16 protein-coding genes are annotated in these 24,875 nt (G+C 58.5%); 5 read left to right on the forward strand and 11 right to left on the reverse strand.

The window, feature by feature from the left end; genetic code table 11:
• Position 1 precedes the first annotated feature (1 nt).
• The 7 genes from gspG to HFP54_RS08485 all read right to left on the reverse strand — a co-directional run bounded on the left by gspG (position 2) and on the right by HFP54_RS08485 (position 11,101).
• The gene (gene gspG, locus HFP54_RS08455) at positions 2-436 is read right to left on the reverse strand and encodes a type II secretion system major pseudopilin GspG (protein ID WP_168564817.1); all 435 of its coding nucleotides are present in this window, start codon (positions 434-436) and stop codon (positions 2-4) included.
• Between the two features lie 88 nt (positions 437-524).
• Complete coding sequence (locus tag HFP54_RS08460) at positions 525-1,730, reverse strand: type II secretion system F family protein (RefSeq protein ID WP_168564818.1); 1,206 nt, start codon at positions 1,728-1,730, stop codon at positions 525-527.
• Entirely contained in the window at positions 1,730-3,301 is a 1,572-nt protein-coding gene (locus tag HFP54_RS08465) for a GspE/PulE family protein (RefSeq protein WP_206036113.1), read from the reverse strand. Before HFP54_RS08465 ends, HFP54_RS08460 begins: the two co-directional genes overlap by 1 nt.
• 55 nt (positions 3,302-3,356) lie before the next feature.
• Positions 3,357-5,813 (reverse strand): secretin N-terminal domain-containing protein, encoded by a 2,457-nt coding sequence (locus HFP54_RS08470; RefSeq protein WP_168564819.1) that lies wholly within the window; start codon positions 5,811-5,813, stop codon positions 3,357-3,359.
• 218 nt (positions 5,814-6,031) lie between these two features.
• On the reverse strand, positions 6,032-7,504 hold the full coding sequence (locus HFP54_RS08475; RefSeq protein WP_206036114.1) for a DUF1501 domain-containing protein: 1,473 nt from the start codon (positions 7,502-7,504) through the stop codon (positions 6,032-6,034).
• A gap of 73 nt (positions 7,505-7,577) precedes the next feature.
• A complete protein-coding gene (locus HFP54_RS08480; RefSeq protein WP_146415598.1) occupies positions 7,578-9,377 on the reverse strand; it encodes a DUF1800 family protein in 1,800 nt (599 codons plus the stop codon).
• Positions 9,378-9,571: 194 nt separating this feature from the next.
• Positions 9,572-11,101: a bifunctional folylpolyglutamate synthase/dihydrofolate synthase gene (locus HFP54_RS08485; RefSeq protein ID WP_168564820.1), complete on the reverse strand. Its 1,530-nt coding sequence runs from the start codon at positions 11,099-11,101 to the stop codon at positions 9,572-9,574.
• A 525-nt stretch (positions 11,102-11,626) separates the two neighbouring features.
• On the opposite strand from HFP54_RS08485, the gene HFP54_RS08490 reads away from it, so the two are divergent.
• From HFP54_RS08490 to HFP54_RS08500, 3 genes are read left to right on the forward strand one after another with little or no spacing between them, the layout of a single operon-like run.
• Positions 11,627-12,679: an ABC transporter ATP-binding protein gene (locus HFP54_RS08490; RefSeq protein ID WP_146415596.1), complete on the forward strand. Its 1,053-nt coding sequence runs from the start codon at positions 11,627-11,629 to the stop codon at positions 12,677-12,679.
• Between the two features lie 2 nt (positions 12,680-12,681).
• The gene (locus HFP54_RS08495) at positions 12,682-14,568 is read left to right on the forward strand and encodes an ABC transporter permease (protein ID WP_168564821.1); all 1,887 of its coding nucleotides are present in this window, start codon (positions 12,682-12,684) and stop codon (positions 14,566-14,568) included.
• Positions 14,565-16,481, forward strand: coding sequence for an IRE (iron responsive element) (locus HFP54_RS08500; protein WP_168564822.1), 1,917 nt, complete (start codon positions 14,565-14,567; stop codon positions 16,479-16,481). Before HFP54_RS08495 ends, HFP54_RS08500 begins: the two co-directional genes overlap by 4 nt.
• A 36-nt stretch (positions 16,482-16,517) precedes the next feature.
• Here HFP54_RS08500 and HFP54_RS08505 read toward each other — a convergent pair whose 3' ends face one another.
• The 3 genes from HFP54_RS08505 to rpsD form a co-directional block, all read right to left on the reverse strand.
• A complete protein-coding gene (locus HFP54_RS08505) occupies positions 16,518-17,840 on the reverse strand; it encodes an MFS transporter (protein ID WP_168564823.1) in 1,323 nt (440 codons plus the stop codon).
• Positions 17,841-17,893: 53 nt separating this feature from the next.
• Complete coding sequence (gene lpdA / locus HFP54_RS08510) at positions 17,894-19,342, reverse strand: dihydrolipoyl dehydrogenase (RefSeq protein ID WP_146415592.1); 1,449 nt, start codon at positions 19,340-19,342, stop codon at positions 17,894-17,896.
• A gap of 251 nt (positions 19,343-19,593) precedes the next feature.
• A complete protein-coding gene (gene rpsD / locus HFP54_RS08515; RefSeq protein ID WP_145293918.1) occupies positions 19,594-20,202 on the reverse strand; it encodes a 30S ribosomal protein S4 in 609 nt (202 codons plus the stop codon).
• Positions 20,203-20,680: 478 nt separating this feature from the next.
• Between rpsD and HFP54_RS08520 the strand changes: the two genes are divergently transcribed.
• The gene (locus HFP54_RS08520; RefSeq protein ID WP_168564824.1) at positions 20,681-21,547 is read left to right on the forward strand and encodes a DUF2141 domain-containing protein; all 867 of its coding nucleotides are present in this window, start codon (positions 20,681-20,683) and stop codon (positions 21,545-21,547) included.
• Positions 21,548-21,569: 22 nt separating this feature from the next.
• Here the strand turns inward: HFP54_RS08520 and proB are convergent, their stop codons facing one another.
• Entirely contained in the window at positions 21,570-22,790 is a 1,221-nt protein-coding gene (gene proB / locus HFP54_RS08525) for a glutamate 5-kinase (protein WP_168564825.1), read from the reverse strand.
• 253 nt (positions 22,791-23,043) lie between these two features.
• Between proB and HFP54_RS08530 the strand changes: the two genes are divergently transcribed.
• Complete coding sequence (locus HFP54_RS08530; RefSeq protein ID WP_146416211.1) at positions 23,044-24,654, forward strand: amidophosphoribosyltransferase; 1,611 nt, start codon at positions 23,044-23,046, stop codon at positions 24,652-24,654.
• Positions 24,655-24,875: the final 221 nt, after the last annotated feature.

Below are 24,875 nucleotides of genomic sequence, written 5' to 3' on the forward strand. Positions count from 1 at the left end.
TTCAAGACACATCAAGGTTATCGCTGCTGATGTCTTGGTCGCCGCCGTCGCCGCCTTCACGTCCGTCACCGCCCAATGACAAGATTTCAAAAGGGGATTCGTCGGCCGGGCTGATGTATTCGTAATCGCGTCCCCAAGGATCCTGGGGGATCGTTTTCAAGAAGCCGTCTGGGAAACTGTCCGTTCCCAGCGACAGAATCTCAATTCCTTCTTCGCTTGTCGGATATCGTCCCTGGTCGGCGTAAAACGTCTCCAGTGCGCTTACGATCGTGGCGATTTCGGCTTTCGCAGCGTTTTGCTTGCTGGCGATCAAATAGCTGCGGGTTTGGATTGCGACCAAGCTGCTAAGCAATCCGATGATGACCATCACGACGATCAATTCGACCAAGGAAAAACCGGTCTTTGTACGTAGGCGATGGTGATGAAGTGACGACATGACGGGGGATGCGATTCAGATTTTAGAAAAGGAAAGTCAGGTCAGGTTTGGCGTGCGTGCTCGTTTGACCGATGGCGAAGTATGGATTTCAGGTGACCTGTCCAGCCTGCAAGATGGGTAGCATCGTGGCGACTAAAAGAAACCCGACCAGAACAGCCATGAACAAAATCAGCGCGGGTTCCAACATGGTGGTCAGGCGAGACGTGGCGCGTTGCACCTGTTGATTATAGTCGTCCGCTAAACGGATCAGCATCTGATCCAGTTCACCGCTTTCCTGGCCGACCGCGAAGACGCGGATCGCCAAGGGAGGAAACAAGCCTTGATCCTGTAGGGCGGTGGCAACGTTTCCACCGGCCGACAGATCGTCGACGCATTTTGCCAGTGTTCGACGCAGCGATGTGTTTCGGGTGGATCGTGAAGCCAGTTGCATGCTTTCACGCAGCGGGATGCCGCTGCGCAGCAGCATTCCCAACACCATGGCGATTCTTGCGACGTTTTGTTTGATCAGAATCGGACCGATCACCGGCAGTTTCAAGACCTTGCGATCTATCCAGGTTTTGCCCCGTTCGGTCGATACCATCCAAACGCCGATCACCAACAACGCACCTGAGACGACCAGCAGCATGAGGCCATTGTTTACAAGAAACGTGCTAATGGATTGAGCGATTCGAGTGGGCCAAGGAATCTGCGTCAGCGTTTCTTGCAAGTTTTCAAGAAGTGGTGGCAGCACCCAAGTCATCAAGAAGATCATCGCCGCGACCCCGAAGGTCAACAAAAACATCGGGTACATCAAAGCGGTCGCAACCTTGTCACCGAACTCGGCCATGCGTTGCTTCAGCTGCGCAAGTTCGTCAAGCACGGCGTCCAAGTTTCCCGCGTTTTCGCCCACCTCGGCAAGACGCACGGATGCGGCGTCAAAGACATGGGGCTGCATGGCCATCGATTCCGCCAACGAACGGCCGGCCGTCACGTCATCGTGTATCCGGCGAAGAGCGATCCGAAGGCCACCACGATACTGGTCGGCCAAGGTGTCCACCGCTTCGTCGACGCCCATGCCGGTTCTTAACAGCATGGACAGTTCGTGGGCAGCCACCGCCCATTGGGCCCGTGCACGATGTTGTCGGAGGTATTGCAGCCATGACCGCTGGGCAGATTCGTCAATCGGCCGGATGGCTGTGACGGTAACGCCTTGTTGTCGAAGCGAATCACGTCCGGCCCGCGCCGATTCCGCGTGAATGCTGCCGCGCAATCGTTTGCCGTCGGTCCCCGTGCCTTGATAACCGAACACGGGCATTACGTCACCACATTCCCATCGGCATTCGGTTGATTGACAACCGTCACGCGGGCAACTTCCTGGGCCGTGGTCAAGCCTTGAGCGATTTTGTGTTGTCCGTCATCGCTAAGCAGTTGCATTCCTGCCGCCTGTGCGGAATCGCGGATCGTGCGGGCGCCGCTGCGTTCTTGGATGTGCCGTCGAATGGTTTCATCGACGACCAACAGTTCGAAAATGCCGATTCGACCGCTGTATCCAGTCTGGCGACATTGGGGACAGCCAGCTGCCGTGGCCCGTTCTGGTTCATCACCCGGCATCGTCGTGCCCACGGGTGTTTTACATTGGGGGCACAATGTGCGAACCAAACGTTGCGCCAGTGATCCGACAAGGGAACTGGCCAACAAGTAAGGTTGGACGCCAAGATCCAGCATCCGGGTGATCGCGCTGGCCGCATCGTTGGTGTGCAGCGTGCTGAAAACCAAATGGCCTGTCAGCGATGCCTGGATAGCCATGGTCGCGGTTTCCTGGTCGCGAATTTCTCCTACCATGATCACGTCGGGATCCTGACGCAGCAGACTTCGCAGTCCCGAGGCGAACGTCATCCCCTTCTTTTCATTGATCTGTGTTTGGCTGATTCCGGGAAGTTGATATTCGATCGGATCTTCGAGTGTCAGAATGTTGGTTTCCGATGAATTTAGCGTTTGAAGCGCGCCATACAGGGTCGTGCTCTTGCCGCTTCCCGTTGGTCCGGTCACCAGGATCAATCCATGATCCACGGAGATAAGTTGTTGCCATTGCTGCAGCATAGCCGGTGGCATGCCAAGTTCACCCAGCGTGTAACGACGCACGCTTTTGTCCAGCAGTCGAATGACAATGCGTTCGCTGTGGCTGGTCGGCAGTGATGCGATTCGCAAGTCGACATTGCGATCACCAAGGGTTACCGTTGCGCGTCCATCTTGAGGCAGTCGTTTTTCTGCGATGTTCATCCGACCCAGGACTTTGATCCGGCTGATCACTTCTTCCTGGATTGATTTTGGCACTTCCACCACATCGAACATCACGCCGTCGATGCGTTGTCGAATTTGTAGGCGGTCGTCCCGGGGCTGGACGTGCAGATCCGACGCGCCCGCGACGACGGCATCGAACAGCAATTGATTGACCAACTGGATAACCGGAGGCCGACGGTCGCTGTCCAACAAGTCTTCGGGGCGGATGCTGGTGCCGATGGTCGGTTCGCCGACGCGTTGGGTATCGATTGAATGCAGCAAGTGCCGGGCGTCGCGATCGCGTTGCGCGTACACTTGATCGATCTTGGCCGTGACAACTCCAGCGTCGCAACGAATCGGTTGCACCGGAGTTCGCAGACGACGAGCAACGATGTCGCACTGCGGCAAGGATCGTTGGTCGCCGATCGCCAATAGCAATCCGGTAGATGTCTCTGCCGAACCCGACGTGGTGGGGCGAATGCCAATGATCTTGTGACGTCGGGCGTGTTGGATCGGAATGCGATCCAAGAATACCGGGTCGCCGTCGAAACGATCGAGCGAATCTTCGAAGCTCAGTTGGTCGAAAGGCAACACCGACAAAAACACCGGTTCATGAATCGTTGGGTCATTGCGGCCGGAAGCGATGGATAAAGTCCGCCGTTTATGGAATCAGTTCAGGCCGGCTGGATGGATAGTCACCGGGCAAACACTGTTCGCTGAGTTCATTTTGCGACAGATACTTCAGGTCCGCAAACCGCGAATCTCGCAACACGATGGGGCGAATGAATAGAAAGAAGGACGTGGTCGAATATCCGTCGTCGGTTCGACTGGTCAATTCCCGGATAACCGGAATCTTTTCGGCCCATGGAATCCCGGCAAAGTTGTGGTCTTCGCTGGTTCGTTTCAGTCCCCCCACCACCACGGTTTTGCCGCTGGGGATGGTGACGATACTTCCGACGCGATCGATCTGGCGTGGGGGGGGAAGCCCGTCGGCCCCCTGTCCGGAAAAGGTGCTGAATTCGACATCGAATTCAAGCTGCAAATGATCGTCTTCGTTGATGTGCGGTGTGACGGTGATGATCGTCCCGGCGGTCTGGTCGCCTCCCAAGCTGGTCGTCGCAACCGTGTCCGATGCGTTGACACTGGCAAAGGGGACGCTGACCACGCTTTCCAGCGTACCGGTGCTGTTGTCATTGACCAGAATTTTGGGGGCCGCCAAGACGCGTGATCGTTCGTGCTGCGCAAGTGCACGCACAACGACATCGGCGACCTCGGGGTCGATCAACGTTCCATTGAATCCCAGCCCCGGAATGATACGCAGGGCTCCGGTGTCCGGATTGACTTCGCTAAGGCCAAAAGAGCTGAACTTGAACAAACGCTTGATCCCTTCGCGGTCTCCGACGGACACTTCCACCCCCAAGGTGTAGTCATCTGACGTGCTGACAGCGATGACTTTCGCTTCGATCAAAACCTGGGGACGTCGTTGGTCCAACGATTCGATCAGCTTGGCGTACATCGGTTGGACGCCGGCCGGCGCGAAGACGATCAGGCTGTTGGTTGATACATCGGCCGATACTCTGGCGCCACCCGGCAGCGTGGCCACGCCGCCGCCGGCCAAATAGCCGCCAGCGGCTTCGACGCCCGACGCGAATCCGCGCGCCAAACCGTTGGCCTGCGGACCTGCGGCAAGCGTCGGTTGTGCCAACGGATTGTTGGTGGTGGGGGATTCTTGGTCGAACCGAGACCCACTGGCCGGCGGCAGCGGCAGCGAAGTCATCGGGACGGTCTGTCCCGTTGCAGTCGCAAGGGGCGAAACCAAATTCGGTCCGGCCAATCCCATTGGCGTCAGGGCGTTCAACGCGGTCGGTGCAATTCCGCCAAACGGCCCAAAGCCGGAAGCGGTTGCATAGGGTCCCGCACCGACCGCCTCTTGCAACGCCAACAGGGAGTAAAGGACATCGATCGCGCTTGCGTTCTTCAGCTTGTAAAATTGAATCGGGCTGCCATCGCTTTCGACCGCTTGGTCCAACTGTTCGATCAAATCGGCAATTTGGCGATGGACATCACTGCTGGCTCGCACGATCAGCAGATTGCCTTCTTCATCCACCGTTGATTGATAGGCCGATTCGCTATCGTTCGGCGGTTCGATGAAGCCACCAATCAGTTTGTCGATTCGCTGCGCCGAAGTATTGCGGATTCGATAGACCGATGTTGTCACTCCCAAGGCGACGTCCAGACGCTTCAACAGCGATTCGGCCTTCTGAACCACGGCGGTGGAGCCCGCGACGATGATGCGATTGCCCAGCGGCTGTGGGATGATTTGGATCTGTCGCGTATCAATGTCGTTGTCGCCCGACGTCTTCAGCAATCCGATGACCTGTTCGCTCAATCGATCCGATGATTGATGTTTGGCTTCGTATAACAGGAATCCGGCCGAACCCGCCGGCTTGTCGATCAGGGTGATCAGATCTGACAAGGTTTCGATGGCCGCGGCATAGTCGGTCACGATCAGCGTGTTTGAACCCGGAACGGCCGAAAGGTTGGCCGACGTGCCGCTGAGAAAGGGTTGCAGAACCTGAGTGACCGATTCGGCGCTCAGGTTTTCAAGCACGAACACTTGGGTGATCGGAGTGGCCGGATTGGTTGGCGACACGACCCGTGGTGATGCATCGGTCGGGGCCGACTGCATGGGGGGATTGATCGAAATGGGATCGGTGATCGAAGTGGCTGGACCTCGGATCCCCGGTTGAACTTGCGAAACCGACGTCATCTGGTCGGCGGGAATGATACGCTTCCATCCGGTTCTTGGGTCTTCAATCAGGACCAATTGTTCGGTCCGCAATACATTGCCCAGCAGAATCGGCAGTGAACTGACCGGCAAAGTGCCGGGGGATCGCACCGTCACCTTTCGGGCCGCGATGGCATCGTCGTATTCGATACGCAAGTTCAGGCGACCGGCGATGTAACCGATCAACGCGTCAAGCGGGACAGTACCGTCCAGGTTCAATTCAACATCGGGGCCGGGGGTGTCCACGACCACGGGCCGCGGCAGTTCCTGTTCCTGGCCCAGCAATGTCGAACCACAGAAACCGATCCAAAGCAGGATCGTTGCGGCCACAAGAACCAGCGCCGGCTTTCGTCGGTGCGCCCCGTGAAAACCGTCAGCGACTTGTCGTTGGGTTGTGGCTGGGAAGGTCACAAACGGACGCCGCGATCGGAGGTGGGGATGTCAACGTATGAATGTCCACTACCAAGTCGGGGCTGGTGGCGTCAACGTGTGGTTTTCCGCCGCCGTCAAGACCAGCTCGTCAGGCCCAGCACGACAAGCCCCAGACGTCAGGCCAAGAACCCGATCGGAGCCGATGATCCGCCGCTGGCGTAGAAATTTCGGATGTTGGGCAGGACGTCTTGAAGCGTTTGGTTATTAGGGATGCCGAACCACATTGCCAGTTCCGCGTTGTACTCATCCACCGATGTCGTCGGAATCAAACGCCCGCGACCGACATCCAAGTCATTGTTCAGCGCCAGCGATTCGGGATAGTCACCGTAGGTATTGCCGCCCCGGACCGCACCCCCGATCACGAAATGGTTGCCGCCCCACGCGTGATCACTGCCGTTGCCGTTGGAGGACAGCGTTCGGGCAAAGTCTGATGCGGTGAAAGTGGTCACGCAATCAGCGACCCCCAATTCTTCGGTTGCTCGATAGAACGCATGCAACGCTTGGCTGACTTGCGGCAGCATGGCGGCTTGATTGTCTATCACTTCGTCGTGGTGATCCCAGCCACCAGCGGACACAAAAAAGATCTGCCTTCCTTGCCCCAGCGTCTGCCGACCGGCGATGGTCTTCGCCACCATCTCCAAGTTTTCGGCAAGACGATTTTCGGCGGGAAAGGTCGTGTTCAAGGTAACGTCGGTTGCCGAATTGAATGCATCGGCGGCGTCGATACTGACACGCTTCGTTTTTGCCAAAGTTCGCTGCAGCAGATCGCTGTAGATTTGCCCAAGTTCGCTGTCGGCCGTGGACGGATACATGTGATCGATGACACGCCGGTAGACGCGATCGCGTGCGTTGTTGTTCCCATACCCGTACAACGGTGTGGCACCATTGGTGTTGACCACGTAGGGAACGATTTGTCCGCCGGTTTGAAACACGTTCAGCGAACCCAACGCGATGTTCATCGCGATGTTGGGATTGTCATTGGTGGTGGCGTTCAAAATGTCCGCCATGCGTCCACCCCATCCGGTGACTTGTGAACGTGATTGGGGAACGGACGTTTGCCAATGCTTGATCAGGTCGCTGTGAGAAAACAAACCCAACGGCAATTTGACGGTCGAATAGTTGGACTTGTCGGTGGGGAACACCAAGCTGCCGACGTTGGCGACCACGGCCGCATTGCCCTCGTTGTACAGCGTCTGCATTTCCGGCATTCCGGGGTGAATGCCCAGTGTGCGTCCGCCGGGTGACGACGAATCCATGGGGATCGAAAGCAGGTCTTCCCGCGGCAATGCGAGGTTGGTGCGGATACCGGCATAGGCGTCGTATTCGCTTTGCACGTGCGGTGTGATCATGTTGTAGCTGTCGACACCACCCAACAAAAACACACACACCAAGGCTTTGTAATCGGACCCGCCGGTCGTATCCGCCGCGACCGACTGTGTCAGCTGCAGATTCAGGATCTGGGACAGGATTGCCGTTGATGAGAGTGACGCACAACCGCCCGACCATTTCAAAAAATTGCGGCGTGACAATGGATCCAGCTGAGGAGAATTCATACCGGACAAGGTGGCTTCGCGGCTTTGGCGTTTCATGGCGGGCAAACTGAAAAGAAGAAGACGAGAAGAACGGCAAGGGCGGTAAGCCGCGTGGTTTGACGGGGATGACTTATTCGACAATCATTCCCGCGGGTGACATCAGCACGGACAGAATGGCACCTCGTGTCCGCTGTTGCACGTTGGTTTCCTGTTGCAACGCGTCGACGAGGGCTTCGCGGAATTCGTTGGTCATCGTTCCCGCGCACAGCGTCATGTCCAAGTGTTTGGCCAAGGCCATCGGGTCTTCACCCAGTGTTTCTTCCACCGAAAAATCCATCGGCAAATCGACATCATGACGTCCCGCTTTTTGGTTGTTCACGGCGGTGTAGTCGGCATTGGCATCAGCAATGTCGCCTCGAATGCGGTTGGCCATTCGGTTGGCGACGACGGCATCGAACAGTTGAAATTCCGGAGCGTAGATGCTGCCGTTGGGGATTCGCGATGATGCCTGGTAGGCGGTGATCGGGCCGGCCGGTTGGAAATCGGGCAGGTAAAAGTTGAACACACTGGGCGATCGATAAGGGGCTTGGACCCAGTTGTAATTCAACGCGGGCAAGCGATACCAACCGTCGGGTTCTGGGGAACTGAATCGACGCAGAAAGCCCGCGTACATCACCACCGGTTCGGCCAACCGACTACGTTCGGTCCCGGTCGGTCGAACGATGATTCGGACGGGACGACGGCTGCGCGATACACGAATCGAATTCCAACACTCGCGGTCCAGCAGGATGGCTTTGATGACCGCCTTCATGTCGCCTTTGACGCCCTGGCCGTTGTCATTGAAGACCGCCGCGACCCGACCCAAGTAGGCGCGTGAGGGATTGGAACGAACTAATCGTTGGATCAACAAGCGGCTGATGAAAGGTGCGACATTCGGATGGGCATACAGATTGTCCAGTCCCGCATTGATGTCCGCGATGCCATTGGGATTGGCGGGCAATGTGACGCCGTTTAGAAGCGTCTTGGGGTCTTGGTCGTGCGAATCGTTGAACATCATCATCGGGTTGTGCAGGTCGCGCCGCCCGTTGTTGATGGTCCTGCTGCCCGCGAACGTCAGTCCCGTAAACAAACGCGCAAACGCTTTGATGGTTTCGTTGTCGTAGGTCGGGATATCGTTGCCTTCGGCGTCGACTTTCAATTGGCCGTCGGAATCCATTTCGTACAGGCCGATTGAAAACAGTTGCATGATTTCGCGGGCGTAGTTTTCATCCGGAAAAACCCCTTTCGACGGGTCGCCCTTCTTGTTCCGCAGGTGACTCAGGTACGTGCCCATGACGGGGCTGAAGGTCACGTCCCCCAGCACTTCGCGATACGTGTCGTCGCTGTTTTCCAACAGCATGTCGTAGTAATTCGACAGTCCCAACCAGTCGGCATTCTGGTTGTTATCCAACCCGCGGTTATTGAATCCGGCGCCCTGGTTGCTGATCACACAGATTTGAATCAACGCCCAGGCGATTCGCTGCTTCAACTGATCCGGGGCGGTGATCGCGATGTGCCACCATGCGTGGTCGCGATAGCGGGTGATGTTCACCCCGTCTTCGTTCTCCGCCCAGCCGTCGGCCGCCATCATCGCTCGGGCGGTGGCGACGTGAGACGTGGGTTCCAGCGCGAACTGTTGGTCAATCCATTCTTCCGCGGCGGCGGTGACGCCGATCTGGCGCATCCGCATTGTCATCGCGTCGATCTCGTCCTGGGTGGGACCGAACGTGGCACGTTGCAGAAACTGAGTCGCCCGCACACGGACCATCACATCGATCATCTCGTTGCGACTGAAGACTTCGAAATCGCCGCCGCGGGCAGAGGTGCCGTGGAAGCAAGACATGACGGCGGCCAACAAAATGGCACACCGAACGCCGAGTCGCATCGCCATGCGTCTCTCCGGTAAAGCAGACAAGGAGTAGATCAGTGGAAAAGTGGACTGCCCGTCGTCCAGAGCCCATTGCCCCGCATCTAGCGGAGCTGCGCCGAAGTGAAAACAGCGGCGGCATGCCAAAAGTACCCAGCTAATAAGGTTGGTGAGTCGGCCCTTGGGCGGTTTCACCGTAGCTGTGGGCTATTTTGTCGTCAAATCAGGGTTTCGATTTGAATCCCACGCCGGATTTCGTCGGCGAGAAAGAAAGACCCACAGACGACCACCACGCCATCGGGGCCCGTGGCGCGACAGGCCATCGCAACCGCGTCTTGGGACGATTCACTGGATTGAACGTCGCGGAACGATCGCGGGGGGACCGCGTCGGCCAATCGATCCAGCGGCAGGTACCGCGGATTGTCTTGAAATCGTGTCAGCACCAGTCGATCGGTCAGCCGGCTGAGCACGCGAAGCATTGATCCCGCATCTTTGTCCCGGCTGGTTCCGAAGACGATGACCATGCGGCGTCGATCGGGGGCCGAAGGGCCAAAGCGGTTTTCAAGCGTCGTCGCCAAGGCGGTGATCGAGTCCTCGTTGTGCGCGGTATCGATGATCAACATCGGTCCGTCGGGCAAACGAAAACGCTCGATTCGTCCAGGCAGATTGATCGAATGCCAGGCGCGGACACATCGTTGAATGTCCAGGCTGGGTAGCTGAAATCCGGCTGGTTCATCGTCCGGGAGCAGTTGAGCATCGGCCAAGATTTGCAGCGATTTCGCAGCCAACGCGGCGTTGCCGGCTTGATGCATCCCTTCGACGCCCAAGTGGAATTGCAGCTTGGCGGGCGGCGGCATGTGCGGGGATGGCGGCGGACAAGCGTCGTCGTTTCGGGTGGGGGCCGGCAGATCGAACAATTCGACGTCGCTGCCCCATGCCCTGGTGGGCCGACAGCGGAAATCAAAGTCTTCGCCCAGGGTCAGCAACCGTGTGCCGACTTCACCGGCGATCCGGCGGATGACCGGTTCGGGATCATCGTCTGCCTGGATGTCGCAGGCCACGTTGTTCTTTGGAGGTGTGGTTTGGCCACAGGCGGTGCCGGTCCGGGAGGGATCCACGGTTCGGCACCGGACACCGCTGATCACCGGAACACCCGGTTTGATGATGCCCGCTTTTTCCGCGGCGATGGCGGCTTTGGTGTGCCCCAGGACGTTCTGGTGGTCCAGGCCGATGCTGGTGATGACCGATAGGCTGGATTGGATCACGTTGGTGCTATCCAGGCGTCCGCCCAGCCCGACTTCGATCACTTGGGCCTGGCAGCCCCGCTGGCGAAAGTGCAGCAGGGCCAATGCGGTGGTCAGTTCGAAGAACGTCGGTTGGCCGACCTCTTGATCCGCCATTTGTCGGCAAATCGGGATGGACTGTTCGATCAGATCGTCCAACTGGTCCGGCCGGCAAGGTTTCCCATCGATGCGGAAACGTTCTTCCAAATGGTGCAAGTGCGGGGACGTGTACAGCCCGGTGCGTACCCCGGCGGCGGAAAGACCGGCGGCAATCATCATTGCCACGGATCCTTTTCCTTTGGTGCCCGCGATGTGAATCGTCGGGATCGGAGCCGGTTTGGGGGCCGATTTTTGATGCAGTAAGTCGCCCAAATCCAAACGCCGCAGCAGGTCACGCATCCGTTGCAGACGAAACTGGAAATCTTGCGTCCTCGCCGAAGGACGTTCGAAATTGATCAGACCCATCAGAAAGTCGACGGCGGGGCGTTTCGACGACGGTCCGGGGGAAGCCGCCAAAACGGACGCGGAGGGGCCCGTCGCCGCTGTTGTACGCGACGATTCTGACGGGACATCAGATGAGCAAGCGGCATCTTGTGGGCCGACTGCGTCACGCGGGCGAGCGGGGGGGACTGATTCTTCCACGTCGCGGCAACGAGAGAGAAATACGGAGAAGACGGGTTGGGTCGAGTGCTTTTGACGTCGGGACCGGCCTGTGGCGTAAACGCACCGTTCTGAGCGGACACGCGTTTCATCACACAGAGACGGACGACCGAATGTCCAAGTTGACCGGTTCAGCGGCCTCAATGGCAAGCCCCAATGTCGGGCCGATCATGGCCGAACCGTCATGTCCACTACCACGGCCAGGGCGAATCCGAATTTTCTGGCCGGCGAACCCCGGTAGCCTCGATTGCGTACGCAGGCTCGGAGTCTATTCTAGGCCCGCGATTAATTGCATTTTTCTTCGTGATCTTCTTGTCGGAATCGTTTCCCGTGGCAAATGACGCAGCGGCAGTCGCCGAATCTCAACCGGACTCCCACACCGATCCCACTTCGGCTCCGGCAGGGGCCCCGGATTCGGGGGTGGTGATCGAGACTCGAAACCTCAGCAAGGTGTACCGCGATTTCTGGGGGCGTCGCAAAGTCAACGCGCTGAAATCGCTGGATATCGAGGTCCGCCCTGGCGAGATCTTCGGTCTGCTTGGACCCAACGGAAGCGGCAAGTCGACCACGATCAAGCTGATCCTGGGCCTGTTGTTCCCCAGCAGCGGTCGGGTGTTGGTGTTTGACAAGGATGCGTCGGAGACCCAGAAGAACGAACGCATCGGGTACCTGCCCGAAGAATCGTACCTGTACAAATTCTTGACCGCCGAAGAGACGCTGGATTTTTACGGGCGGCTGTTCAACATGTCGGCGGCCGACCGGAAGCGACGCGTCGCCGAGTTGATCCAGATGGTCGGTCTGCACGGGGCCAAGCACCGCCAGTTGCGGGAATACAGTAAAGGGATGACCCGACGTGTGGGTCTGGCCCAAGCACTGATCAATGATCCCGATCTGATCCTGTTGGACGAACCGACGACGGGTCTGGACCCGATCGGGACTCGAGAAATGAAGGATCTGATTCTTAGCCTGCGGGACCAGGGCAAGACAGTTCTATTGTGCAGCCACCAGTTGGCGGACGTCCAAGACGTTTGCGACCGCGTGGCCATCCTGCACCAGGGCGAACTGAAAGAACTGGGGCGTGTCACGGATCTGTTGAAGGTCCAGGACGTCACCGAAGTCCACGCCAGCGGTCTGTCCGATCAAGCCAAACAAGAAATCGCCGAAGTCATCCAACGTCATGGCGGCGAGGTGAAGTCGATCGATAATCCGACCGCGACGATGGAAGACCTGTTCTTGAACATCGTTCGCGAAAGTGAGGCTCGACCCGGGGCACGCCGCGTGTCCGCCCCGGCGACTGGTGAGAACCAGGCGGCGGGCGAAGGAGCCGATGCCGGCTCGCGTCGTGATGACGGTGCGTCCGCTGATGATCAGGCGGAGGGCTAAGAATGAATCTGCAGCCAGAAGATTTTTGGTCCTTCTATGAATGGCTGATCCGCCCGGACGCGTTTTTGGAAAGCGCCTTGTTGCAAGGTGCGGTTCTGATCGTCTTGGCGATCGTCGTGGGGTTGTTGGTCGGATACATCATCAGCGCCGCACGCTATGGGCCATCCGAAGGTTTCTATGCCGTCGCGCGTGGCGTGCGTGACCTGGTGCGGTTTGATCTGCCCGGTACGTCACCGCGTCGTGTCATCGCGTTGGCGCGTTTGGCGTTCAAGGAAGCCATTCGACGCAAAGTTTTGTTTGTGATCGGGCTGTTTGTCGTCGGTCTGTTGTTGGCCGGCTGGTTCTTGGACCCCAACAGCAGTGATCCCGCCCGGCTGTACATCAGCTTTGTTTTGACCGGTACGAATTACCTGGTGTTGGCATTGGCGTTGTTCATCAGCGCCTTCAGTTTGCCATCGGATATCGAAAGCCGCCGGATCTACACGATCGTCACCAAACCCGTTCGGGCGACGGAGATCGTGCTGGGACGGATGCTGGGTTTCATCGGCGTGGGCACGATGATTTTGGTTCCAATGGGCCTGGTCAGTTACGTGTTTGTGAAGCGTGGTTTGCGGCACACTCACCTGGAAGTCGCCGATGTGCGTCAGATCGGTGACCAGTTCGAAGGTGAAACCGACTTTGTGCGATCCCACAAACACAGCTTTACGTTGGACGCCGATGGTCGTGGTTTGACCGATGTGGTGCGTGGGCACCGTCACGTGGTGACTCGGGACGAAGACGGCCAGTTCGTGATCGGTCCGCCGACCGGTGATTTGCGGGCTCGCATTCCCCACTATGGCGAAGTCGTCTTCTTTGACCGTCGTGGTGAAGAAAAGGAAATCGGTCTGAACGTCGGCGACGAATCGTTGCCCGGTGGCTACGGCAGCAGCGGTATCAGTCGCGTGATCGGGATGTCCCAAGGCCCCAAGAAACTGGAACACGGTTACATCGAAGGCGGAACGTTGTGCGCCGCCGTTTTCACGTTTGATGATGTCACGCCGGAACGTTTCCCCGACGGTATCCCGTTGGATCTAACCATCCGCGCCTTCCGGACACACAAAGGGGACATTGAATCGACCCTGCGGGCGTCATTGTCGCTGAAGCATCCGACCAAAGAGATCGAAACCAATCCGATCGTTTTCGAAGTCAACGAGTACGAAGTTGACGAGCGTTTGATGCCGTTGACGATGGAAGGCAGCGACGGCGATGAGACTCGCGAACTGAGCCTTTTCGACGATCTCGTCGACGACGAAGGCCGTATCAAGGTTGTCATTCGCTGTGTCGACCGTGGCCAATACCTGGGCGTGACCAAGAGCAGTGTCTATCTGCGTCCTGGCGAAAGTTCATTCGAATGGAACATGGCCAAGGCTTACATTTCCATCTGGTTGCAGATGACGATGGTCATCGCATTCGGTGTGATGTTCAGCACGTTCCTTAGCGGACCGGTCGCCATGATCGCGACCGCGGTTTGTGTTCTGTTGGGCTTTTCGGCCGAACAGATTTATGACACGCGGCATTACATCGATTCGGGAGTCAACCGTGGCGGCGGTCCGATCGAAGCGATGGTTCGGATGCTGCGTCAGGATTCGGTGACCACCGAATTGGACGTCGATGTGTTGGCCAACAAGGTGATCAAGACGGCTGACGCGGCAATCGTTTACTCGCTGGACGCGATCGCAACGGCGCTGCCCAACCTGCCCAAGATGGTCAGTACGGCGGAATACGCGGCATCGGGCTTCGACATCTTCAATGCTTTGCTGGCGCGGCATGCCGCGGCGACTTTTGGTTACTGCCTGCTAGCGTTTCTTGTCAGTTACTTCTTTTTGAAATCGCGTGAGATCGCGGCATGAATTTGAAATCGGCATTCGGACGCAAAATTCTGTATCTGGGCGTCTTGGTCGTCATGTTGGTGCCGCTGTTCCTGTTGGGACAGCCGGCGACCGGCAAAGGCGACCGAGCGGGCCAATTGGCGGAAATGCGCGAGCGGTTCAACATCGCCGAAAGCGATCTTGGTGAAATCAGTCCCGCCAGTGAAACGATGAAGCTGGCTTCGCTGGGGATGCGCGGCGTTGCATCGACGTTGCTGTGGAACAAGGCACATGACTTCAGCGTTCGCCACGAATGGGACCGCCTGAAAGCGACGTTGAACAACATCGCGCTTCTGCAGCCACACTTCGACCGTGTCTGGGAATTCCAAGCATGGAACCTGGCCTACAACGTTTCCAGCGAATTCGATGATTACCGCCAGCGTTACAACATGGTTGGCGAAGGCACCGATTACCTGACCCGCGGCGTCAAACAGAATCGTCACGCATCGCGTTTGGTCTGGTACACCGGTTGGTTCTATGGCCAGAAGCTGGGCATGAGCGACGAACGGAAGCAATTCCGCGAATTGTTTGCCGACGACGAAGTCTGGCACGAAGAACTGCTGGGCGAAGGCATTGCCGTCGATAGTCCCGAAGCCCGCGGGCCGATGGGAAAACCAGACAACTGGTTGGTCGGTCGGCTGTGGTTGAATCGTGGTTATGACCTGGTGGATTCCGGCGTCAAAATCCGCCGCCAAACGCCGATTAACTTCTACGAAACCGGTCCCAAGTGGCGGTTCAAGCACGCTGAGGCCATCGAGAAAGAAGGTGTGCTGGATGAACGAGCCCAGAACGCATGGGAACTTGCATCGGAGGACTGGGGTGTCTTGGGTAACCGCAGCATTCCGGTCACCGCGCCTTTCACGATCAAGCTGGATCGCATCGATGAACTGAAGCGTCAACGCGACGAAAAGGATGAACAGTTCATCGAATTGGTCGGCGACACCACACAGACGGTTCGCGATGAACTGATATCGAAACTTTCGGAAACCGAACGTGAGTTGTTGAATCGACCGCTGAGCGAAATGACCGGCGACGAATTCAATCTTCGTCGCGGGGCCGAATTCAAGACCAAGCCGGCGCGGGCCGATGTCGCGCGGCGCACCGATCCGGATGTCCGATTGCGGGCGATCCGTCTGGCCGGCGAAATTGATGACCTGGAAGCACGGATCAACAAGACCGAAGGCTATCGGAAGCAGATCAATTACCAGTACTGGAAAACACTGGCCATCGCCGAGCAGGAAGAACGAACCGTGCGTGCACGGCGGTTGGTTTACGAAGCGGAAAAAGCCAACGCGGACGCCGAACTGGACAAAGCGATCGAACTGTACGAAGAATCGTTCGCAATTTGGGCCGACATCTTCGACGACTATCCGATTCTGATCATCGACGATACCGCCGAAGATTTGCGTGATTCGATTCGCCGCTATGCGATCGCCATTGACAGCCAGGAATTCGACGAGGATTTCCCGTTGAAGACCTTCGTCGAAATGATGGACGAAGACGGCTACATGGATCCGGACTTGTATGAGAAGGTCCGTGAGACTCAGGCGGCCAAATTGGAAGAACGCCAGAAGGAAAAGGAAGCCGAAGAGAAGCGGTTGGCTGAAGAAGCCGCCAAGTTGGAAGCCGCTGAGAAGGCCAAGCAGCAGGAAGAAGCCGAATCCGAAGAGTCCGATTCTGGATCAGAAAGCGAATCGCCCGGTTCCGAACAGATGAACCAGGACGAAGCGTCTGAGGAGCCAGAGTCGGAGGCAGCTGAATCGGACGAACCAGAATCGTCGGTGGAGGAAACGGATGAAACTGGCGAATCGTCGGATTCCGCCGACGCCGAGACTGCCCCGGAAGACTCGTCCACGGCCGATGAATCCGATGCCGCGGACGAATCGTCGAATTGATTTCTGGGGCTTCGGCAGCTCACATCGTTCAGCGGCCTAAGCGGATGTTTGGTCCAGTGAATTTGTGGCCTGTCGCACGTCACGGCGTTGCCATAGCGATGCGGCGACGCCCATCACCGACATGACCGCAATTCCGGCAAACACCATTCGGTGACCTGTGATCCCCGGATATTGGTCGATGACCCATCCGGTCACGGGGCCGAAAAAGATGTCCGGCAGGAATCCGACCAGCGACACCAGGCCCGCCGCGGTGCCGACCAAGGTCGGTGGAATTCTTAAATCATCAAAGACGGCAAAGTAGACGCCGCGCAGTCCATAGATCGCGGCCGCGGTGCAGCCCAGCAAGGTCAACAAGACTGGGGTGGCCGAAAGGGTGACCGCGACCGGTCCGTTTGTCGGTCGATGATCGATGGCCAGCCAACCATTGCCCATCGCGACAACGGCGAACAGCACCGCAAGCCATCCCATGCGTCCGGCGCGATCCGCCACCAGCCCGGCCGACAACGCGGCGATCGGTCGGGCCCAAAATGCCAGCGTTGTGACCCATGCGGCGCGCGACGAGGATGCGTCGTAGGCGTCGACCACGTAGATGCCATAGTTATCAATGCTCTTGTAGCCACAGTAGGCGCACAGCACGATCCAGCCTTGCAGCCAGACGGATCGCCGACGCAGAACCCGACCGATTGCCTGGACGTTGATGCTGTGGCCGGGGGTGGCTGCGTTCTGTCCAAGGTTCGTCGTTTCGCAGCGTTCAGTGTTCGGCTGGTTCAGTCCGAGCCAAACCAATGCACCGGAGGCGGCGACCGACAGGATTGCCAACAGCAGGATTGCTTCAAACGCGTCGGCTTCGCCACCGTCGGCGACCAGGCTAGCGAAGACGAAACTGAGCAGACTGGCAAGCAGTGCTGCAAAGAGGCCCCGTCCGGCGTCCAGGATTCCGAACGCCCTGCCCTGGGTTTGTGTTCGTGCCAGGTCATGGGTGGCCCGAATCATTGGAGCCCAGAACAGCAAAATGGTGGTGATGCCAAATGCGGCATACGTCCAAAGCAAACGCGTGGCGCTGGGCTGTCCCCACAACGCCAATCCGCAAGCAGCGGTTGAAAGCAGTGCCAACATCATCATGACGCGAGGGCCAAATCGATCGGCCAGCGGACCGCCGGCAAAATAGGCCACCGCGGCCACGATCCCGTAAGCGGAAAACGCCAAGCCCAATTCGGTATTGGAAATGCCCCACTGCGCCAGCATCACCGGCCGAAACAAACGAGGCAGCACGAACGGCAGCACAAAGATGGCTTCGCCGGCGATCACCACGGACCACAGACGCCACAGGGGCGAACCGGCGATTGATTTGAAAGACAAACCGTCGTTGCTTGATCGTGACTGGGAACGACTGCGTCGATCAAGCTGGCCGATCAGCCAGCCGATGCGGACGAAGGACGCCGTTTCGGCTTATAGATTTCCGTCGCGGTTCCGAAGTGGATCTCACCCGCGTTCATCAACGTTTCCGACAGCGTCGGGTGGGGGTGAATCGCATCGGTGATGTCGTGGACTTCGCAACCCATTTCGATTGCCAGCACGGCTTCGGCGATCAGTTCGCCGGCACCAGTGCCGACGATGCCGCAACCGATCACGCGGTGCGTTTCCGGGTCGATGATCCACTTGGTCAAACCGTCGGTGGTCCCCAGGGCCTGGGCACGACCGCTGGCCGCCCAGGGATAGACTTCCACATCCACCTTTCGGCCCTGCGCCTTGGCTTCTTCGACGGTGATTCCCGCCCATGCAATTTCCGGGTCGGTGAAGACCACCGCGGGGATCGCGAACTTGTCAAACGCGACGTTCTTGCCGGCCAAAACTTCCGCGGCGACACGGCCTTCGTGGGTCGCCTTGTGAGCCAGCATCGGATCCCCGGCGACATCGCCGATGGCCAGGATCGACGGGTCGGCCGTTCGTTGTGAACGATCGCAAACGACAAAGCCGCGTTCATTGACTTCAACCTTGGTGTTTTCCAGCCCCAGGCCTTGGGTGACCGGTCGACGACCGATACTGACCAAGACGCGGTCAAAGCGTTCATTGCCGAAATGCTTTGGCCCTTCGAACGTCACTTCGATTTTGTCATCGACTTCGGCCATCGATCCGACTTTGGTGTGCAGCAGCACGCGGCCTTCACACATCGTGTCGATCTGTTTGACCAGCGGTTTCACCAGGTCTTGGTCGGCACCGGCCAACAGTCGTTCGGCCAATTCGACGACGGTGACTTTGCTGCCCAAGTGAGCGTAAACGGTGGCCATTTCCAGACCGATGTAGCCACCGCCGACGATCAGCAGGGTTTCCGGAACGTCTTTCAGTTCCAACGCGCCGGTGCTGTCCATCACGCGGTCGCTGCCGATGTTGAACGCGCCGGGCATGGCCGGCACACTGCCGGTGGCCAGGATGCAGTGGTCAAAGGTCAGTTGGCCGCCTTCGGGGATCGATTCGTCGTCCCCTTCCAGCTTCATCGTGTTGGAATCGATGAACGATCCACGAGCGCGGATAACCGTCACGTTACGACGCTTGGCCAAGCCACCCAAGCCGGACGTCAGCGTGTCGATCACTTTGTCTTTGCGTCCACGCACGACGTCGATGTCGATCTTCGGTTTTTCGTCATAGACGACCCCCCAGTCTTCGCGCAGTTCGTCGACTTCTTTGATGACTTTCGCGACGTGCAGCAGAGCTTTGCTGGGGATACAGCCACGCAGCAGGCAGGTGCCACCCAGGCGTGGTTCGGCTTCGACGATGGTGACGTCCAAACCTTCGTCGGCTGCCAAAAACGCGGCCGCGTATCCGCCGGGGCCACCACCGAGAACGACAACAGGAGCGTGCATGAGTTTGTTTGTGTTTCAGCGAAGTAAAAAATCAGGGAAGCGGTCAAAACGGTCGGCCGACCGAACTGGCATGGATGTGTGTCATCGGTGGCAAACCGAGGGGCCGAAACCGGAAGTCCCGAAGGAGGCCGGACGGCAATCATCAGCCAACAAAAAAGGTACCTTCGAATCCGGCCCGCTGGGACCACCACCCGAAGATACCTTGGCGTTTGTTTTCTGTCCCTATTCGGGAATCGCGAACGAATCCGAAACTAGCGAGACAGGAATTCGACCACGCTGTTCGCGTCCACCGGCAGGCTGATGTCGCTGGCGCCGGGCAGACCCAAAATGGTCGCGGTCAGGTTTTCGCTATCGAAGGTCACCCAGTCCAACGCGTCGGGGGACGCATTGGCGATGACGCCACGATACAGGTTCTTCAAGTTTTCACGGTTGCGGACTTCGACGATGTCACCGGGGCGAAGCATGTATCCGGGCTTGGTGACTTTGACACCGTTGACACGGAAATGGCCGTGGGTGATGCCTTGGCGTGCTTGCGGACGAGTCTTGGTGAATCCGACGCGTCGAACCACGTTGTCCAACCGACGTTCGCACATCAACAACAACAGTTCGCCCGTGTTGCCGACCTTGCGGCTGACATTTTCGAAATAGCGTCGCAGCTGACGTTCGCCCAAGCCGTAATAGTGCTTGATCTTTTGCTTTTCCATCAATGCCGCACCGTAGTTACTGGGGCGGCGGCCGCGGACGTGCATTCCCGGGGGCGAATCACGACGGTCCAACGCACGTGCGGCGCCGGCGGTTTCGTAAATCAGGGTGCCCAGGCGTCGGTTCACGCGGGCTTTGGGTCCGGTATAGCGTGCCATGTGTTCGGAAACTCTCTTTTCGGCATCCTGGGATGCCACGGGTGGAACAGCCAGGGTGTGGGGACGATGCCCTTCACACCACGCGATCCGCGTTTCGTTGACTTCGGTCTTCCGTCACTTGGTCCCAATGGATTGACGCTGGGACGCACCGCGGGGCCCGAGGAGGGGCCGAACCGTCGGCAAAAATGAAGCGGAATGAAAAAGCGTTCGCGCTGCGATGTTGGGAAACAGTGCACGCGGCAGCGGTCGCTGGGCGTCGCCCAGGGCTGCAGCTTGCAACCAGGAAGTGTGGCAATTCGTCCGCGTTTTGGCAAGGCCAAGCGATCACCGTGGACGGGATTGGTCGTGATGTCCCGGGGCCAGACAGCCCGGCGGAGATGCGCGGCGGAATCGTTATGGCGATGGTGATGTTCTTTCCGGGGGGATCGTGGTGGAACATGACCGGGTAGGCTTGCCGATCCCGCAACCCTTTATCAACATGAAGGCACGAATTTTCACCTCAGGACCGGTTACAGGTGGCATGGCACAGCATCAAGACACGAGCGATGCGAAAATATCAGTCGAGACGGCTGATTCGTCCTCCACGACCAGCCCTTGGAATGGCGGCTGGGACAGTGGGGCCACGGGATTTGCGGCGGAGCCGGCGGCTTCGCTGTGGCAGGAAAATAACGGCAATTTCCTGGTGATGTTCGCTGTCGGTATCTTCGTTCTCGGATCCGGAGTGCTGGCTTGTCGCCAACTGCGTTTTGTCCCGCCCCGTTTTCCCGACGGACGAGCGATCCAGCCACCGGAAGATTCACTGATCCCGATTCCTGAGACCGGCGCCGAATCGGTCGATGACTTGGGCACCACCGGCGACGAAGCCGATGCGGACTACGATGGGCTTGTCGGGGCGATCCAGCCGGTGATCCAAACGTCGCTCCAGAAACCAGTGTCCGCCGCAGTGTCCAAGGCGAAGTCGACCAACGTGTCATCGGGGGCTCCGTCCTACCGGATCATTGCTCGCGGAGCGGCGGCGGATCGCGGCAACATGATGCTGGCCGTCTACGATTCTCCCGATGGTTTCAATGATCCGGCATCCGCGATCCATCGTGACAGCGTGGGGGTCCGAGATGGCGGCGCGACGTTTCAGTTGCCGGCGGCCAAGCTTCCCCGCCGTTTCGCGGTGGCCGTTTACCATGACGAAAACGCCGACAGCCGTTTGAATCGAAATCTGTGGGGCATTCCGACCGAACGCTATGGGTTTTCCAATGACGCCCGTTCGCTGACCGGGCCTCCATCGTTTGACCAAGCGGTCGTGCAGAAGTCGGATCATTCCGACCGGTTGGTGATAGCGGTTCGCTGAGCGGTCGCTTGATTGCGTCGCATCAATCTTCGACAACATCGACGACCAAGTTGTCGCGATGGATCACGCATTCGTAGGGGCGGTGGCCCAACAGATCGCCGATCTGGTCGCTGTTGTGACCCTTGATCTTGGTGATCTCGCTGCTGCGGTAATTGCTCAGCCCACGTCCGACCGTTCGACCGTCGGGGCCCACGACTCGCACAACGCTGCCGCGTGGGAAATTGCCTTTGACCGCGGTGATGCCGATCGCCAACAGGCTGCTGCCGCGTTCGGACAATGCGCGGGCGGCTCCTGCATCGATGCTGATTTCACCGATCACGCTGGCCGCGACACCGATCCAGCGACGCCGGCCTCGAATCGTTTTCTCCTTGGGCATGAACAGTGTGCCCACCGGATTACCCGCCATGATCTGATCCAACACGTCGTCTTGCCGACCGGGGCCGATGATGGTCGGGTGGCCGTGGGAAACGGCGATCTGCGCGGCTTTCAGTTTGGAACGCATGCCGCCTTTGCTGACGGTGTTGGTGTTGTCCGATGCCAAGCCCAATACATCGTCATCCAGGCGACGAATCAGGCCGATCGGGTTGCTGTCGGGTTCATCGGGGTGTCCGTCATACAGCCCTTCGATGTCCGACAGGATGATCAGCAGTGCGGATTCCAACAGGCCCGCGACGTGGGCGGCCAAGCGATCGTTGTCGCCAAAGGTCGTTCGCAGTTCGGCAACGGCGACCGAATCGTTTTCATTGACAATCGCGATCGCCCCAAGATCGTGAATGCCAAGCAGCGCATTGCGTACATGCAGGTAACCGCTGCGGCGACGCAGATCGTTCCGGGTCAACAGAACCTGTGCCGCGTGGCGTCCGTGGTTGGCGAATGACTGTTCGTAAGCGCGGATCAAATCGGTCTGGCCGATCGCGGCGACGGCCTGCAATGGCCCCAAAGATTTGGGTCGGCCGGGAAGTTTTAGCTTGGCGACACCGGCACCGACGGCCCCACTGCTGACCATGATCGTGTGCCGCCCCGAATCGGCGATGCGGCACAGTTGGGACGAAAGCCGCTGGACACGCTGGATGTCCAACGTGCCGTCGGGTCGGGTCAGCACGCGGGTGCCGACTTTGACGACGACCGCCTCGGCGTTTTCAACGACCGCCTGTCGCAAAAGTTGTTCGGTCCCCGGGATTTCGCGGACGGCGAAATCGGGCGTATCAGCGTTCGACGACGATTCTTGGCTAGGCTTGTCCATGGATTCCACTATTTTCCACGCGGCCGCGTTGTCGGCTAGGGCGCTGCCAAAGCGGTGGTAGTGCGTGATTGCCGGTCGATCGGCATTCCGGCGGGTGGTGCCGGGTCGCCGTTTTTCGTTTCTTGCGGAGGGTCGATCGACCGTTAAGATTGATTGAGTACCGGGCCGGTCTGGTGCCGGGCGAAGAATGTCCGAGAATGACCACCGGCGACGACAAATTCTTGGCCCCCATTACGGCAACCCCCCGATCTTCATGGCCGAACTGAATCACGAGTGCGGTGTCGCGGCGATCTACCATCTGTCCGGCCGTGGTCGCAGCCCGATGTGCACCGAGCACGGCCCGCGACAAATTTCCCGCGTGCTGCCCCGAATGTTGTTGGACATTCAAAACCGTGGGCAACTGGCCGCCGGAATGGCCACCTATGATCCGGACCGACCTTCCCTGTTGCAGATCCGCAAAGACGTGGGGACGGTGACCGAGGTGTTCCGGCTGAACCATCGGGAAAAGACCGAAGCGTTGATGAAGCAGCTGGCCGGTCGGGCCGCGATCGGTCACACGCGGTACGCGACGTGTGGGCAAGATGATCGCGAATACGCCCAGCCGTTCGAACGCGTCCACATCCACAAGCGAAAGTGGTTTTCGTTCTGTTTCAACGGCCAACTGTCCAACTATGGCCTGTTGAAGGAACGTTTGCTGGCCAACGGCGATCACCATCTGAGGTTGGACACCGACACCGAAATCATCATGCATGAATTCGGCCGGATCCTGTCTCGCAGCACCGGTCCGGTTGATTGGGTCAGTGTTTTGCGCGAGGCCTGTGGTGGGTTCGACGGTGCGTACAGTCTGGCGATCCTGACCGCCGAAGGCGAAATGATCGTCGCCCGCGATCCGCTGGGCATCAAGCCGATGTGTTATGTGCACGAAGGTCCGTTGGTGGCCGCGGCCAGCGAAAGCGTCGCTTTGTTAAACCTGGGATTCGAAAACGATCAGATCAAATCCCTGCCGCCCGGACACGCCATCCTGGTCGATCCGGAACAGGGCGTGCGAATCGAATCGTTCATGCCGTCAGAAAAGACCGCGCACTGTTTCTTTGAATGGATTTATTTCGCCAACGTTGCCAGCACCCTGGATGACCGCAGTGTCTATCTAAGCCGGACCAGCTTGGGCAAAGAACTGGCGATGGCCGAGCGAGAATTCAATAAAGTCGATCTGAATCCCGAAGACACGATCATTGTTCCGGTTCCCGACACCAGTAAAGCCGCCGCCGATTCGATGGCTTTCGAGTTGTCGATCCCGTCTCGCGAAGGTCTGATCCGAAACCGTTATGCCGGTCGCACTTTTATCGAGGGCGGTAATCGCAAGGCCAAGGCGGCCACCAAATACACTCCGCTGCGTGAAGTCCTGCAGGACAAACGTGTGATCCTTGTGGAAGATTCGATCGTCCGCAGCACGACCATGAACGTCCTGTTGGATCGTATCCGTGATGTCGGTGGGGCTCGTGAAATTCACGTCCGTGTCGCCTGTCCGCCGATCATCGCACCGTGCTTTTACGGCATCGATATGTCGACGGTCGATCAGCTGATTGCGCCGAAATATTTCGAAGCCGGTGAAGATCTCAGCGATGACGCGCAGCAGCGTTTGGCCGACGATCTGGGGGCGGACACGTTGCGATACCTGCCCGTCGAAGCGATCAGTCGTGCGATCGGCATGCGAAGCGATCAGTTGTGCCGCGCCTGTGTCACCGGCCAGTATCCGACACCGTGTGGCCAGCATCTGTATCAGATCGCTCTGGACAACCGCGGGGCTTCGGTCGATCAGCAACGGACGTACGAGCAGTTGGCTGCGGCAATCGAAGCGGGGTGATCCGTTTCCGTCTCGCGTCGTTTTTGCCTTTCGCCTGCAGTGTGGCTTTGCCCGTCGCCGCGGGTGTTCCCGGTGCCTGCTGGTTGCTCAGTTGGCCGGTTTTTGCGGCCCATGATTTTTAGGGGGCACGCTGGTGCGCCGCGGCAGCAGTCGTTTGCTGCCCGTATGACACTGATTCGGCGGCCTATCGTCACTGGCTAGCGCAATGAAAAAGACCCCAA

The sequence above is a fragment of the Crateriforma spongiae genome (genome assembly GCF_012290005.1).
GTDB lineage: Bacteria > Planctomycetota > Planctomycetia > Pirellulales > Pirellulaceae > Crateriforma > Crateriforma spongiae.